Genomic DNA, 14,166 nt, shown 5'->3' on the forward strand with positions numbered 1-14,166 from the left:
CCCGTACTCCGAGCCCTCTCCGGAGCTGGAAGTCCCCCCATCCGCCTTCTGTGAAGCGGCCCCCGCGACCTGGGGGCCGTTTTCGTGTTCAGACATAGGGTCGGGTCTGATCACGAAGAACGGGGGACACGTGGAACTTCTTGCAGCCCCATGGGACCGCCTGCCAGACCTCCCGGGGTACGCGCTTCCGGGGGGTGGCGGCCTGCTGGCGATGCTGGCCCTGGTTGCTTTCGTCATGAACGACAAGGGCCGGTCCGGCCGCCGGCCGAACGAGGAACTCAACCGGGAGATTGAACGGGTTGTAGGCGGGATCGGCCGGGGGATCGGCCGGTACGTCGCCGGCCGGGACCTGAAGGGCGAGCCGCGGAGCACGGCCACGTGGTGGCGGTCGGGCGCCCTGGTCGAAGCGGAGCGCAGCCCGGTCGCGGACGTCGCCGCGATCCCTCCGCCCCGCGCTCCGGAGTCCGGTGCGGGGGAGGGGATCCCGTTTCCGAAGCCGGCGCCGCCCCGTCGGCTTCCGCCCGCCCTGCGGGTCCTGCTGGCTCCCTTCAGGGCGGTATGGAGCGTGGTGTCCAGCATGGGGCGGGGGCTTGCTGCGTGGACTCGGTGGCCGCACGCAGCGCGTTCGCTGGTCCGGCTCGCGCCTTTTCCCGCGGCGTGGGGAATGTGGCGCCACCCGGAGCCCGCGCAATGGGTGCTAATCGGCGTCGCTGTGGCGGTGCTGCTGGTCGCTGTGACGGGTCCGGGCGGTTTCGGATGGTGGGAGCCGCGGGTTCCGACCGACGATGAAACGATGGGGCCGGCGGTCTGGGCGGGTGTGCGGCAGGTGCTCCGGCTAGAAGAGGAAGAGCGGCGGGAAAAATGGCTGGTTCTTTCCCCTGACCTCTCCGCTGAAGGCAGCCGGATCGTGCTCCGGCTCCCGCTCACGTGGATGGGCGGGAAGGAGGCAATGAACGCTCTCGGGCACGTCGTTGACACGCGTATTCCCGGTGAGTGGGTGGCCCATTGGGAACGCACAGGAGCGAGTCAGTACGTCCAGTGGACCCGTAAGCCGAAGCCCGCAGAGAAGCCCCGCCTTCCCGAATACGTCGAATGGAAGTCGACGGGTAACAGGTATGAGGTGTTCGTAGGACAGGCCATTGAGGGTGACCGGGTTGTGGATGCGGTCATCCGCACGCAGACCGCAACCCCGCATTGGGGTGTGGGCGGGGACACGGGCGCGGGTAAGAGCACGGTTCTCTATATTCCGATTGTCCACGGCCGCCAGTACGGTGAACTGGTCGATATCCTCGATACCAAACAGAACAGCCTGATGGAAGCCGAAGGACACTCGGGCATTCGGGTTCACAAGAATGTGCGGGCGTGTGTCGCCGCCTTCGGTGAGTTCATGGTGTCGATGATGGCGGCCGAAACCGCCCAGGGGAAATATGCCCCGCAAGGTGCGCGGGACCAGCTGATCGCGCGCATTCTCGTCATCGATGAACTCCCCACCCTGATCAAGCTGGCGTATACGTGGTGGCGTCACGGCTTGAAGGGAAAGGGTGCACCCCCGTTCCTGGAATGGTTCTCCATTATTCTTCTTCAGGGCCGTTCCGCCAATCACAGGATCGTGGTCGGAACGCAGCAGTTCGCCAATGCGTTCTTCGGTGGAACCATGGAGCGGTCACAGATCGGTACGAAAATCATCGTCGGCCTTCAGGACCGGGTGTCCTGGGGCGTTGCCTTCGGGCAGTCCACGCCAGTGATCCAGTTCGATACCGAGGTGAAGGGCCGCGGTGCCTTCTCGGACAAGAGGCAGACTCCGGACGGCGAAACTCTTTATGTGCGGGAGATTCAGCCCAGCTACATCACGCCGAGAGTGTCGGAGCTGCTGGCCGATTGCCCGCCGGCCCCGGCTTGGTTCGACGCGGGGGAGCCCGCTCCGTGGATCACGGCCGAGGTCCTGAGGGAAGCGCACCTGACCACGGCCGTCCTCGACTTCCTGCCCGGCGGCAAGTACGGCCCCGATGCCCTCCCGGCCGTTGTCACACCCGCGGCAGGCGGGGGGATCGGGGCCCCTTCTCCCAGCTCAGAGCGTGTTACAGGCGCCGGTGTGACGGCTCGTGTTACAGCCGGTGTGACAGCCGCCGGCGACCCGGCCGGAGACGCCGAGGACGCGGAGCTCCCCGAGACGTACTCGCTCGCGGAAGCCTGTGATGCCGGGATCCTGCCGTGGAAGTACGGCACGGCACGGCAGTACAAGAAGAGGTCGGAAGAGCGGGGTATCGACTTCCCCGAGGGAATTACCGACGGCCGCACCGCCTACTACACAAAGGCGGAACTGACGGAGTGGCTGGCCCGGTGGAAAGCCCGGGATGCACAGGGCGGACTCACAATTCCAGGGTGATCCGTTCAGCCGCCTGCCATTCAGATGAGAGGGCTGCCGGCGGAAATTCTGCCCATGGTTGAATGAGAGTGGATTCGGGGGTGCGGTAGTTGATATTTTTTGCGGTAGGAATCTGTTTGATCCTTTTTGGTGTGTGCTTGGTGGCTAACGTAGGCGACCTCGCTGGTCGGCTCTTCGATGTCTTCGCCTCGTTCATGGGTGCTGGCAGGGCGACCGTCGGCACGTTCAGGGCCGTTGGCGCTATCAGTATATTCGTCGGCCTTATCTGGGCGACGGGAGGGTATATCAGCATGGTGTGACCGGGAACTCCGGTCCGAATGCCGGTATCGGCCTGGGCTGTCAGAAATGGAACGGCCGCGGGGAGTCTCCCGCGGCCGTTCCTGTGTATCCGGGGTTGCTAGGTGAAGCCTAGTAAGCCCCTCACTTCTGATTCAGTTTTGCCGAACGCGTCGGCCAGGGCCGGAATCCAGCGCGGGGGGATTCCCTGTCTGGACCGTTCGACGTCGCAATAGGTGCTTGGGGCGACGCCCAACACCGCAGCCATATCACGCTGTCGCAGGCCTCCGGCGGTGCGGAGATCCTTCAAGGTGATCCCCGAGGCTTCAATCAGTTCATCGGGGGATACGCCCAGCAGGGTTGCGATCCGTGCGAGCATCGCGGGTCGTGGGAGGCCTTTGGAGCCCTCCCACGTGGTGACGCTGCTGCGGGCGCAGCCTAGTGCCTCTGCCAGATGTCCTTGTGTGCGGAGACCGTTCCGGAGGCGCAGCTCCCTGAGGTGGTTGCCCCGTATCCGCACCCCGGATTTTGTCCGGTCGTTATGCCGCATGGGCCCGCACTCTAGCGGCCGGATCACTCTCATCCGGGCTGTGCTGTACGGGAGTTGACGATTGAACGGCTACGAATTTCTTTGACCCTGTCTCAGGTGGGGCATAGGGTCAGTCGCCTAGCACATGCGTAAGTCGGGGGAGCTGTCGCGTAATGCCGTTGGGACCAACCGCGCGCCGGATTATCGGCCTTCCCGATCCCGGGGAGTGGGAGCAGAAGAAGGCGCGAGCGAAGAGCAAGACGAAGAAGGGCGGGGGCAAGGGCGGGGGCCCGGAGGCCTCCGCGGGCGCGCCCGCCAACCCGTGGGAGGCGGCCGCCGCACAGCTGAAGGCGGAACAGACCGCGATGCCCACGACGTCCGCCGCGGTGCCCGTGCGCCCGGCCGAGCCGGCCGCGCCGTGGGCGCCGGTGGACGAGAGCTCGGGCTCGGCGTTCGCCCGCCGGTTCGGACGCGGTGTGCTCTGGGCCCTGGTCGCGCTGCTGGTGCTGGCCGGGGTCAAATCCATCGTCGTTCCCAAGAAGACCCCGCCGCCGGCCGCCGCGCCGAGCACCTCGCAGACCGCGCCCGCCTACCCGGTGGCGGAGGCCCAGGCGGCCGCCGCCCGTTTCGCGCGCGCCTACCTCACGTGGGACGAGAAAGACCCGGCCGCCCGCGTCGCCATGCTCCAAGCCGTTCTTCCGGACGGCGCGGACACCGCGCTCGGGTGGAGCGGCAAGGGCAAACAGGACGTGGTGGCGGTGGAGCCCGGAGGGGTCACTCCGTCCGGCCAACAAGCGCGTGTGCGGGTGGACGTGCTGATCCGCTCCGCGGGCAGCACCGCGACCGCGCCGCCCCCGGCCGGCACCCCCGGAGTCCCGGGTGCGAGCCCGGCGGCCGAGCAGTGGATCGGGCTGGACGTACCGGTCCTCCAGACCGGCGGCCGGGTCGTCGTCTCGGGACAGCCCGGACTGATCGGCGTTCCGCCGAAAGGTCCGAAGGTGGCGGAAGGCACGGTCCCGGAGACGGACGGCACGTTCTCGACCGCGACGGCGGACACGGTCGCCCGGTTCTTCAAGGCGTACGCCGGCGGGGACACGGAGTCCGTGACCGCGCCCGGGGCCACGATCCCGCCGCTTCCCGCGGGGGTGGTGCTGATCGGCACCCCTTCGTGGACCGCGGACAAGGGCTCGGGCTCCGACCGCTCCGGCACCGCCCGCGTCTCCTGGCAGATCGGCGGCGCCCAGCTTGACCAGACGTACCGCCTGAGGCTCACGCGCGTGGCCTCCGCGGACGCCGAGCGCTGGCAGGTCGCCAGCGTCAGCGGGGGCACGGCGTAACGCCCTCCCGCCCTGCCAACTCTCGAAGGGGGACCCATGGATGATCTTGTGACGCTCGCAGCGCTCACCGACGGAAGCGAACTGAAGAAGGCGGTATTGCTGGTCGTCGGCAACCTCCTCGCCGCCTGGCTCGCGCTGCAAGCCTTCCGGCACTTCGTCAAGGACGACTGGGGCGGCCTGATCCGGATGACGGTCGGCGCGGTCTTCGTCGCCGGCTTCGTGTACTTCCCCGACCAGATGACGACCGTCCTGTCGGGTCTCTGGGACACCATCAAGGACTAGCAGCCATGCGCGTGGGACGTACCTACACGAAGCATTTCGATCTTGAAACGCGCCAGCATGAGCTGCTCGGAATCGACCTGGGGGAGGGCACACCGCGCCGCGCCCTGGTGCTCGGCTTCGTGCTCTACCTCGTGTGGACCGGGGGGCTGCTCGCGCTCTTCGGGATCCCGACGCAGATCACGTTCACCTTCTACTTCCTGCCTCCCCTGCTGGTCGCGATCTTCGGCACGCAGCGGAGCAGGAAGAACGACCGCCGCTGGAACATCACCTACTGGGCCCTCAGCATCCGGTACCTGACCCTCGGGCACCGGCCGGTCATCTGCGGGGGCCGGCGCTCCGCCACCCGCGCCGAGTGGATCCCCCGCCGCGCCCGGTGGGGCAACAAGGGCGACGGACTGCGCCGCGAGTCGGTGCGGATCCGGCGGGCGGAGGAAGACGCGGTGGACATGGAGATCGTCGCGGGGACTCCGATCCGCCTCGCGGCCCGGCCGCGCCTGTACGGGCCGGATGCGGTGTTCGCGGCGCGGCCGCAGGGCGGCAAGACCAGCACGAAGACGACGGGGACGAAATGAAGATCTTGCAGCGGGTCGGCAACTTCCTGGGCGTGGGCGGGGACCGCTCCGCGGACCCGGCGCACTACGTCGCGCTCGCGGACGGGCTGATCATCACCGAGTCGCACGGCGAAGCCTGGTTCACGCTGGCCAGCAGCAACACCGATCTGATGTCCGACGCCGCGCGGGATGCGGAGCTGGACGAAGCGGTGAACGCGCTGTCCAAGATGCTCGCGGACGCCGAAGTGCACCTGAAGGTCATGTGGTCGCCGCTGTCCGCCGAGGACTACATGGACGAAGCCGCCGGCCTGTTCACCGCCGGCCGGTGGGACGAATGGGCACGCATGCGCGTGGACCGCATGGATGAGATCGCCCTGCCGGTCCGTCACCTCCTCATGGGCGTGAGGATCACCGAACGCGCCGGGCAGGCAGCGGCAATGAGCCGGCGCGGTGTCGCGGAAGGGCTCGGAGTCGCGTCCAGCAGCGTCAGCACCCGCGAGCTCGCCCGCCTCGATGCGAGCATGCGCCGGCTCGGCCGGCTGCTGGAGGCAACCCCGTGGCGCGCGCAGCCGGCCCCGGTGGAGCTGCTCGCGTGGATGATCGCCCGGGAGCAGCACCGCACCACGCCCCCGCCCTCCCCCACGAAGGGCCTCATCACCGGCGCCAAGTTGGCGGCCCTGACCAGGGGCAGGGTCCTGCCGTTCCCGGATCACCTGCGGGTCATCGACGCGAAGGGGGACACCGCGGCGTGGGTCTCGATCCTCACCATGTCCGGTTTCCCGGAGGCGATGCAGTCCCCGGGCTCCGGCGAGTGGCTGCGCGCCCTCTCGGAGATCACCTACGTCCCGGACATCGACGATGAGGACCTGGCAGACGACGTGGACCCGGCGAGCCTGATCCTGCCGGTGAGCCCGGAGGCATCGGTCCGCTTCAAGGTCATGCCCAAGCGTGCGGCCATGACCAAGGCGGACGAAGCGCGCCGGCTCGCGAAGGAACAGCGCAAGTCCGCCGCGAAGCACAGCGCGGAGGACCCGGGCCGGGCGATCGAAGAGACAGAGAAGGTGATGTCTGACCTGATCTTCGACATGGGCCGGCATGACGTGACCCTCGTTGACGATCACCCCCGGCTGATCGTGACCAGCACGGTCAGCATCGAAGACCTCCGCGCCCGCGTCGATGCGGTGAAGGGCCATTTCGGAGGCCAGGGCATCGAGGTGACCGTGGGGGAGGAGGAGCAGCGGGAGCTGTGGCTCGAAGCGCAGCCCGGCGACCAGCTGCGTGTGCCGGACATGGGCCACACCCGCGACGTCACCGCGCTCGCCGGCTCCTGGTGGTGGGGCGGCGCGAAAGTCGGTGACGACGTGGGGCCGATCGTCGGGTACCTCACCGGGTCCACTCCCGGGGTGTTCCGGAACGACGTCACCACCGGCTCCGAGCGAGGTGACGCGACCACCACGGCGTTCATCGGCCGAAGCGGCCGGGGCAAGACCACGGCCATGATGCTCAGCATGCTGGACGCGGCGTTCCGCGGCGCCTTCGTGCTCGCGCTGGACTTCAAGGGGGACCTCGGAGGCGTCGTATCCGCCGGAAAGCGCTATGGGCTCAACGCCCATCTGATCGAAACCGGGCCGCGCTTCGCGGGCGTCGCCGACCTCTTCCGTCTCCTCGACAAGGAGGGGAGCGAGCGCGCCCAGATCGAAGTGCCGGCACAGCTCGGCATCGCGATGCCTCCCCACCTGCGCGCCCGCGGCGCGGAAACCCCGGTGCAGCACGCCGTGAACCAGGTGATCGCGTCCGGCGACCCCGCCACATGGAAGGTCATCGAGCACCTGCGGCAGTCGGAAGACCCTTTGGCGCGCGAGACCGGCGAAGCCCTCTACGAGCTGGGACAGACCGGCATCGGCGCCCCGTTCATGGGCCGCCCGCGGGAGGGCTCCGCACCCCTGGTGCCGGAACCCGGGATCTGGGTGGTGCAGATCCCCGGGATCTCTCTGCCCGGCGCCTCCGACGACCGCGAGGACTGGAACGTCCTGCAGCGCATGTCGGTCGCGCTCATGCACTCGATGCTGGCCTACGGGGTCACCACGGCGGGCCGCAAAGACCTCCGGTCCCTGCGAAAGGTGGTGGCGGTACCGGAGGTCCACGTCCTCACCGCGACCCGGGAGGGATCGTCCTTCCTGGAATACATCGCACGCGTGGGCAGGGCGCTGAGTACGGCTCTGCTGCTCGACACGCAGGACCCGCAATCGCTCGCCAAGCTGGTCGGTGTGGTCGAGCAGCTGACGACCGTGGTGGGTTTTCAGCTCACCGTCGCAGCACAGCAAGACGCCCTGGCCGAACTGCTCGGGCTCCCCGTGGACGAACACACCCGCACCCTGATCACCTCCATTGGCATGAAGGGGGACCGGGAGATCCGGCACGGCCACTCCATCGTGCGAGACCGCCGCTTCAGCGCCGCCACCACCCAGTGGGACATCCCCACGGAAGAGATGCTGCGGCTGCTGGACACCACTCCGCGGGCCGACCCCACCGACGCCGAAGACGCCGTGAGCGCCCACCCGCAGGAGGCATCCGTATGACCCGCCGTCACGTCCCCGCCGCCGCTTTACTCCTTGCCGCCGGGCTCGCGCTCGCCGGCTGCTCCGGGAAGGGCGCTGACCCGGACCCGAAGAAGCCGGCCGATCCCGCCGCCGCGGCGCTCGCGGTCGCCCGCGAGTACCAGGAGGCTGCGCTCCGGCTGGACTGGCACCGGGCGTGCGAGCTGTCGACGGCCGCGAAGCGCTCCGGCACGGTCGAGGAGTGCGCGGGCCGCAACATCGGCCCCTCTCCCTCTCCGTCCGCCGCGGACAGCGCCTCCCCGCCCGCATCGCCCTCTCCTTCGCCTTCTGCGTCGCCTTCGGATGACGGGTGGGGCTGGAGTGCCAGCCCGCCCACCCGGGCGGACGGCTCCACCGTCCAGCCCCGCGCGACGAAGTCCAAGGCGCCGGGACCGGACCGGGCATCGACAGGGCCCCTCACGCTCGAAGGGGCCCCGGTGCCCGTGGTCGCGTTCAAGAGCCACCCCGCCGGCTACGGCGTGATGTTCTCCTACGCGGTCATCTGGCCGACCGAGACCAGCACGGCCCGCAAGGCCCTGCGGGTGATCCAAGAAGGCGGCCAATGGCTCGTTGACCAGCGCGAAGACGTCAAAGACACGGACATCAGCCACGGGGACCCGGTAAGGGCTGCGCTGACCAGGGGGTAAGACCGCATGACCGTACGACTGCCACGCCTTCGGACCGTGGCCCTGCCCGTGGTGTTCGCGGCCACCACGCTGATGGTGTTCGCCGGCGCCGCGCACGCCGGAACCATCGACCCCATGGGGGTCGGGGATCTCCTGCCCTCCCCGGACATGAAGGTGCCGGAAGGTCAGGGGACCCTGTACGAGACCTACTCGTCTCCGGCCCTGTGGATGCTGGACACGGACTACGGCGTCAGCGACGTCTTCGACCCGCCGGTGCAGATGGTGGCCAGCATCCTCGCCGGGCTGGTCGCGCTGCTGGGCACCGCCGTGATCGTGATCGTTCAATGGGTCTTCGAAGTGACCTCCCTCCCGCCGCTGCAGAACGCGCTGGCCGCGATGATCGGGGGCTCGGCGAAGGGGCTGATGACCACCCTGCTGCCCACCTGCCTGTGCATCGGCGGCTTCGTGGCCTTCGTGAAGAACCGGGAGGGCGGCGGATCCGGGGCGCTCTCACAGATCGCCTGGGTCCTGGTCTCCGGAGTGGTCTGCGTCTCGCTGCTGTCCAGCCCGCAAGTGTGGGTCGACGGGGTCGACTCCGGCCGGCAGATCGGCGCGTCCGTCGCGCTCAACGCGACGTCGTCCGGCATCGGTGAGGGCGAAGCCGAGTTCCCGTTCAAGCTGGGCCACACACCCCAGTACACCGGCAACGGCCACGATGACATGATCCGCAAATCCTCCGATGCCGTATGGAGGAGCTACGTCGCGGGCCCCTGGTGCATCGCGGAATTCGGCAGCTTCGAAGCCTGCGAGCTGTACGGCAAAACGGTGCTCGACAAGGGAAACCCGGGCGACGAATCCGACCGCAAGAAGTGGCTACAGGACAACCTGACGGGCGAGACGGTCGGCCGCAGCTCTGAACTCTGGTGGGAAGGCCACCAGCCGGTACAGCGCGTGGTCGTCATGCTGCTCGCCCTGGTCGCGATCCTGATCTTCGCCGTCCTCGTCCTCACCCTGGCCTTCGCGTCACTGGCCTCCCTCCTCGGCGCCATGATGCTCCTCGTCACCGGACCCGCCTTCGCCTGCCTCTGGGTGATCCCCGGCAGGACCCGCCAATGGGGCCTGCGCTGGTTCGATCAACTGGTCGGATTCACCCTCCAAAGCTTCGTGGTCACCACGGTGCTGGGCTGCGTCCTCGTTATCCAGGTAGGCACGACAAAGAGCTTTGGCATCTACGGATGGGGGCCGAGCACCGGCCTTTCGATCGCTGCCGCGATCGTCGCCATGAAGTTCCGCAAGGTCGTCGAGTCCATCGTCGGAGTCTCCGGGACGTCGTCCCCGATCGGCGCTATGGCCGGTCTCCTCGCCGCCCGCGGCGCCTCGAAACTGCTGGGCCGCGGCGGCGGTGGCGGCCGGAGCCTCCCCACCACCCGCGGTGAGGGCGACGCCGGCAGCGACGGCGGCGGAGGCGGGGGCGGCGGAGGCGGCGGAACCTCCCGGGGCGGCGGAGGCGGCGGAGGCCGCCTCAGGCCCCAACCCGTCATGGTCATGCGGGTGGCCTACAGGCGCCCCACCCCGACCCCGGACAGCACATCCGTAGCTGGCAACGCCCCGTCGACAGCGGGCACGCCAACCGCTGCGCCCGCCACCCCGGCCGCTGTCCCCGGAGGAGGCGGCATCAACCCGACCGCCAGCACACCCAACCCGGCCGCCGCCGGCCCCCGCCCGCCGGCCGAGAAGACCGCGACCCCCAAGAAGGCGGGCACCGCGAGCACCGCAAGCCCGGCAAGCACCACGGCAGCTCCGACCACCCCGGCCGGAGCCAACCGGGCCCCGGCCACCGCCACACCAGCGAGCCCGCACCGCACCACCCCGTCCAGCGAAAGCACCGCCGCCGCCTACCGCCAGGCACCGCGCCCCGGCACCCCGGGCCCGCGCCAAATCCAGTCACGGATCCGGACCGACCCCACCGGCCCGGCCCGGTCCAACCGCCCCGGCCACCGCCGGCCCGCCACACAGCCCCCGCCGCCAGCCACCCGCACAACCGTGACCACTCCCCGCCCGGCCGTCCCCGCACCGCGCCCCTCGACGGGGAGGTGAACCGTGACCAACGACCGAGACCGCACCCCACAGGAATGGCGCGAGCTGCTGCGCGGCAGCTACGACTACCCGGAGGAGGTCAAGCAGGGACGGCGCAAGGAGCGGCGCCGCGCCCGCCGCGAGCACCGGCAGGCCGACCGCAGACACACCGCGGAGCAGATCCGGCAGCAGCGCCGCCGGGAACCGATCACCGCCGTAGGCGCAGCCGTCATCGTCGCCGCGCTGCTGCTGCTCGGCGCCGGCGCGCGCTTCGGCCCGGACTGGATCAGGGGCAGCAGCGCGCCGCCGAAGCCAGCCGCTACGCACAGTGCTGGGTCCCCTACCGCGGCCGGGGACGCGAAGCCACCGAGCCCGGCGGCCACCCCGCCGCCTGCATCCGCCAGCCCGTCGCCCTCGCCCTCCGCGGACTTGAGCGACCCGGGGAAGGTGACGGAGGCATTCGTCCGGCAGTACCTCACCCGTGACCCCGTGAAGGACGAGACCCACCGTGCGGCGGTGCGCAGGGCCGCGCCGTGGGCTACGCGCGCCCTCGCGGCGAATCTCGAAGAGAACACGGACCCCGCATTCGACAAGCTGGTCAGCCGCGGCGGGGTGAGCCGGGTCTCGGCCGTCAAGGTAGAGCCCGCCGGCGGCAAGCTGCCGCCGGACACCCCGCTCCGGGTCTGGCGCACCGTCACGGCCACGGTCGAGGTCCAGGGATACACCGCCTACACCGAGACGACCACGATTCAGGCGGAGGTGACCCGCACCGATTCCGGGTGGCGTGTCTCCGCGGTCCTGGGGGTCTAGGGCATGGAGGGGAGGGACGTCCTCCGGACCGCGGCCACCGTCGCGGGCCGGGGGGCCGTGCTGAAGATCAGCGGAATCGGTGCGGTATTCCTGCTGATCTTCATGATCATCATCGGACTCGTCGGCATGAGCGCAAGCGGGGAAGCGCTCGCGAGTTCCTGCGGAGGCAGGGGCAAGCCGGGCGCGGAACTTCCCGGGAACCCCGGGGGCGGCGGAACGCCAGAAAAACCGGGCGAAGGAATGCGGCAAGCGCAGATCAAAAATGCCGAGACTATCGACGGGGTGGCCCGGGAACGCGGTCTCTCCGGCCGGGCAACCTTGATTGCGCTCATGACCGCCCTCCAAGAAAGCACCCTCCTGAATCTCGACTACGGGGACCGTGATTCCGTCGGCCTGTTCCAGCAGCGCCCCTCAACCGGATGGGGCACGAAAGAACAGATAATGCAGCCCAAGTACTCGTCCGCAATGTTCTTCTTCGGAGGAGACAGCGGAGATCCCCCGGGACTGACGGACATCCCGGGCTGGGAGACGATGCCGCTCGGCGCGGCGGCTCAGGCAGTACAGCGGAGCGCCTACCCCGACCTGTACGACAGGCAGGAAGAGCCGGCGCGCGAAATCGCACGCCTGGCAACCATCGACCTGAGCCGTACCGGAGCCGGAGGCAACCCGGGCAGTAGCGCCACCCCAGGCAGCAGCACCCGCCCGCAGGGACGCTGCCCGACCCAACCCGGCACTCCAGGTGCACCCGGAGACCCCTTCACCGATGGGGCGGCCGGCTGGCCTCCGAACGTTGTCAATCACCGCACGACCGCGGACGCCATTGCGTGGGCGCGGGAGGAAGCTGAGTCAGGTCCGAAAGACTGGTATCGGATGTGTCTTGCTTTCGTCGCTCGTACCTACGGGTGGGGTAGTTCCGGTGTGGGCTACGCAATAGACCATTATCAGGAAATGCCAGCGGACATGAAACACGACAAGGATAGAAACCCTCCCCCCGGGGCTCTGATGTACTGGGACACTGGACAAAGGGCCGGTCACGTCGCTCTCTACCTGGGCGGCGGAATGATTGCCAGTAACGACATCAGGCGCCCCGGTTACATCGATGTTGTGCCCGCCACGGAAATTGAAACAAAATGGGGCTCCACTTATCTGGGATGGGCCCCGCCCTATTTCCCCAAGGGTGGATGAGAAGGAGCAAGACATGCCAGCAGACCCCCGGGAGGTTCCGGCGGAGCCGGTCTACACAATCACGGTCACTGCCTCCGGCGTATCGATCGACGGGGAACCCATCGACACACCGGCCGGCGACCCCGCCGCAGCCCGCAGGGCCGCCCTTGCCGAAATCCGCGTGCGGGCAGCCCTCCGCGGGCGGCCGGTACGCGTCACCGCCAAAGAGCCAGACGGCACGTCATGGCCCCTGATCGTGGACGGGCAAGGGAATCTGACCACCCTCTCCGAGCCGCACCCTGCGCCCTTGCGCCCAGAGCCCCGATCCATCGAACCGACGGCTCCCACGTCACCGCCGCCCTTGCCACAGGCACCCACTCCAACCCTGCCAACGCCCGCCAGGCCGACCGCGCCGCAGCACGAGCACCCCGTCCAATGGGGCGCGCCCATGCCCGACACGTCTCAGGATTCGTGGGCGCAGCTCTGGGCGGCGCACGCCACCGGAGACCTCTCCGCCGCGCTGCTCCTCGCGGAAAAGCTGGAAAGCGGGCTAGAAGCCGAGTACGGGCCCCTTCACCCCCACACCGTCACCGCCCTGAGCGCACGGGCATGGGTGATGCTGGCCCGCGCACCCCAGAGCGCCGACTGGTTCGACACAGTCGAGCTGCTGATCCGGACCGCCCTACGCCGCGGCGAAGTAGGCGCCGAACCTCGCACCGAGACCGCGACGCTGATCCGCAACGCACACGGGGCGTGGCGCGCCTTGGGGAAGGAAGACCCGGAAGGGGCGGTAGAGCTGAGCGGACCCCTGGCGGACATGTTCGGACGGTTCGGTTGGGAAGCCCGGGCTCAAGACGTGGCGAGGTGGGTCGAGAAGAACATGGGCGCCTGATGGGACTGACAGCAGAGGCCGGCCGCCGCCCACCGAGCGGGCTCGTCCTCAAGGTGCCGCTCGGATCCGGCACGAAGTCTCCCGATCAGTGGCGAGTGTCCCCATCGCGTGTGGTGTCAGAGTCGCCAGCTACGCGGGTGTAGTGGGCGTGCTGGTGTCGGCTGGTGAGGGTGTTGGGGTGGTCTGGGCCGTGAACCCGTTCGTAGTCGGTGGCGAGGTCGGCGTAGAGGTCACGCGCGGTATCGAAGTCACCAGCCTCACCGGTGTAGTGGGCATGCTGGTGTCGGCTGGCAAGGGTGTTGGGGTGGTCTGGGCCGTGAACCCGTGCGCGGTCGGTGGTGAGGCCGGCGGAGAGGTCACGCGCGGTGCCGGGGTCACCAGCCTCACCGGTGTAGTAGGCGTGCTGGTATCGGCTGCTGAGGGTGTTGGGGTGGTCTGGGCCGTCAACCCGTTCGTAGTCGGTGGTGAGGTCGGCGTAGAGGTCACGCGCCGTTTCAGGGTCACCAGCCTCACCGGTGTAGTAGGCGTGCTGGTGTCGGCTGGCAAGGGTGTTGGGGTGGTCTGGGCCGTGAACCCGTGCGCGGTCGGTGGCGAGGTCGGCGGAGAGGTCACGCGCCGTTTCAGGGTCACCAGCCTCACC

At 69.0% G+C, this 14,166-nt stretch carries 12 protein-coding genes; 10 read left to right on the top strand and 2 right to left on the bottom strand.

Going from position 1 to position 14,166, the window contains the following annotated elements; all coding sequences use genetic code 11:
• The first annotated feature begins 130 nt into the window (after positions 1–130).
• Positions 131–2,386 carry a P-loop NTPase family protein gene (locus tag ACZ6S8_RS37800; RefSeq protein WP_469462701.1) on the top strand — a complete coding sequence of 752 codons (2,256 nt, stop codon included), beginning with the start codon at positions 131–133 and terminating at the stop codon, positions 2,384–2,386.
• A 397-nt stretch (positions 2,387–2,783) separates the two neighbouring features.
• Here the strand turns inward: ACZ6S8_RS37800 and ACZ6S8_RS37805 are convergent, their stop codons facing one another.
• On the bottom strand, positions 2,784–3,245 hold the full coding sequence (locus ACZ6S8_RS37805; RefSeq protein WP_469462703.1) for a helix-turn-helix domain-containing protein: 462 nt from the start codon (positions 3,243–3,245) through the stop codon (positions 2,784–2,786).
• Between the two features lie 119 nt (positions 3,246–3,364).
• On the opposite strand from ACZ6S8_RS37805, the gene ACZ6S8_RS37810 reads away from it, so the two are divergent.
• From ACZ6S8_RS37810 to ACZ6S8_RS37850, 9 genes are all read left to right on the top strand, one after another.
• On the top strand, positions 3,365–4,528 hold the full coding sequence (locus ACZ6S8_RS37810; RefSeq protein ID WP_469462704.1) for a conjugal transfer protein: 1,164 nt from the start codon (positions 3,365–3,367) through the stop codon (positions 4,526–4,528).
• 36 nt (positions 4,529–4,564) lie between these two features.
• Entirely contained in the window at positions 4,565–4,810 is a 246-nt protein-coding gene (locus ACZ6S8_RS37815) for a hypothetical protein (protein WP_469462706.1), read from the top strand.
• Between the two features lie 5 nt (positions 4,811–4,815).
• Complete coding sequence (locus ACZ6S8_RS37820; protein ID WP_469462709.1) at positions 4,816–5,382, top strand: hypothetical protein; 567 nt, start codon at positions 4,816–4,818, stop codon at positions 5,380–5,382.
• Complete coding sequence (locus ACZ6S8_RS37825) at positions 5,379–7,940, top strand: ATP-binding protein (RefSeq protein WP_469462711.1); 2,562 nt, start codon at positions 5,379–5,381, stop codon at positions 7,938–7,940. Before ACZ6S8_RS37820 ends, ACZ6S8_RS37825 begins: the two co-directional genes overlap by 4 nt.
• Entirely contained in the window at positions 7,937–8,605 is a 669-nt protein-coding gene (locus ACZ6S8_RS37830; protein ID WP_469462713.1) for a hypothetical protein, read from the top strand. Before ACZ6S8_RS37825 ends, ACZ6S8_RS37830 begins: the two co-directional genes overlap by 4 nt.
• Before the next feature lie 6 nt (positions 8,606–8,611).
• Positions 8,612–10,681 carry a type IV secretion system protein gene (locus tag ACZ6S8_RS37835; protein WP_469462715.1) on the top strand — a complete coding sequence of 690 codons (2,070 nt, stop codon included), beginning with the start codon at positions 8,612–8,614 and terminating at the stop codon, positions 10,679–10,681.
• 3 nt (positions 10,682–10,684) lie between these two features.
• Positions 10,685–11,470, top strand: coding sequence for a hypothetical protein (locus ACZ6S8_RS37840; protein ID WP_469462717.1), 786 nt, complete (start codon positions 10,685–10,687; stop codon positions 11,468–11,470).
• A 57-nt stretch (positions 11,471–11,527) separates the two neighbouring features.
• A complete protein-coding gene (locus ACZ6S8_RS37845) occupies positions 11,528–12,655 on the top strand; it encodes a C40 family peptidase (RefSeq protein ID WP_469462718.1) in 1,128 nt (375 codons plus the stop codon).
• 427 nt (positions 12,656–13,082) lie between these two features.
• A complete protein-coding gene (locus ACZ6S8_RS37850) occupies positions 13,083–13,526 on the top strand; it encodes a hypothetical protein (RefSeq protein ID WP_469462719.1) in 444 nt (147 codons plus the stop codon).
• A gap of 85 nt (positions 13,527–13,611) precedes the next feature.
• On the opposite strand, the gene ACZ6S8_RS37855 is transcribed toward ACZ6S8_RS37850, so the two are convergent.
• The coding region (locus ACZ6S8_RS37855) for a tetratricopeptide repeat protein (protein WP_469462721.1) at positions 13,612–14,166 on the bottom strand (555 nt) is incomplete at its 5' end.

It is taken from the genome of Streptomyces sp. NPDC048461 (assembly GCF_055587105.1).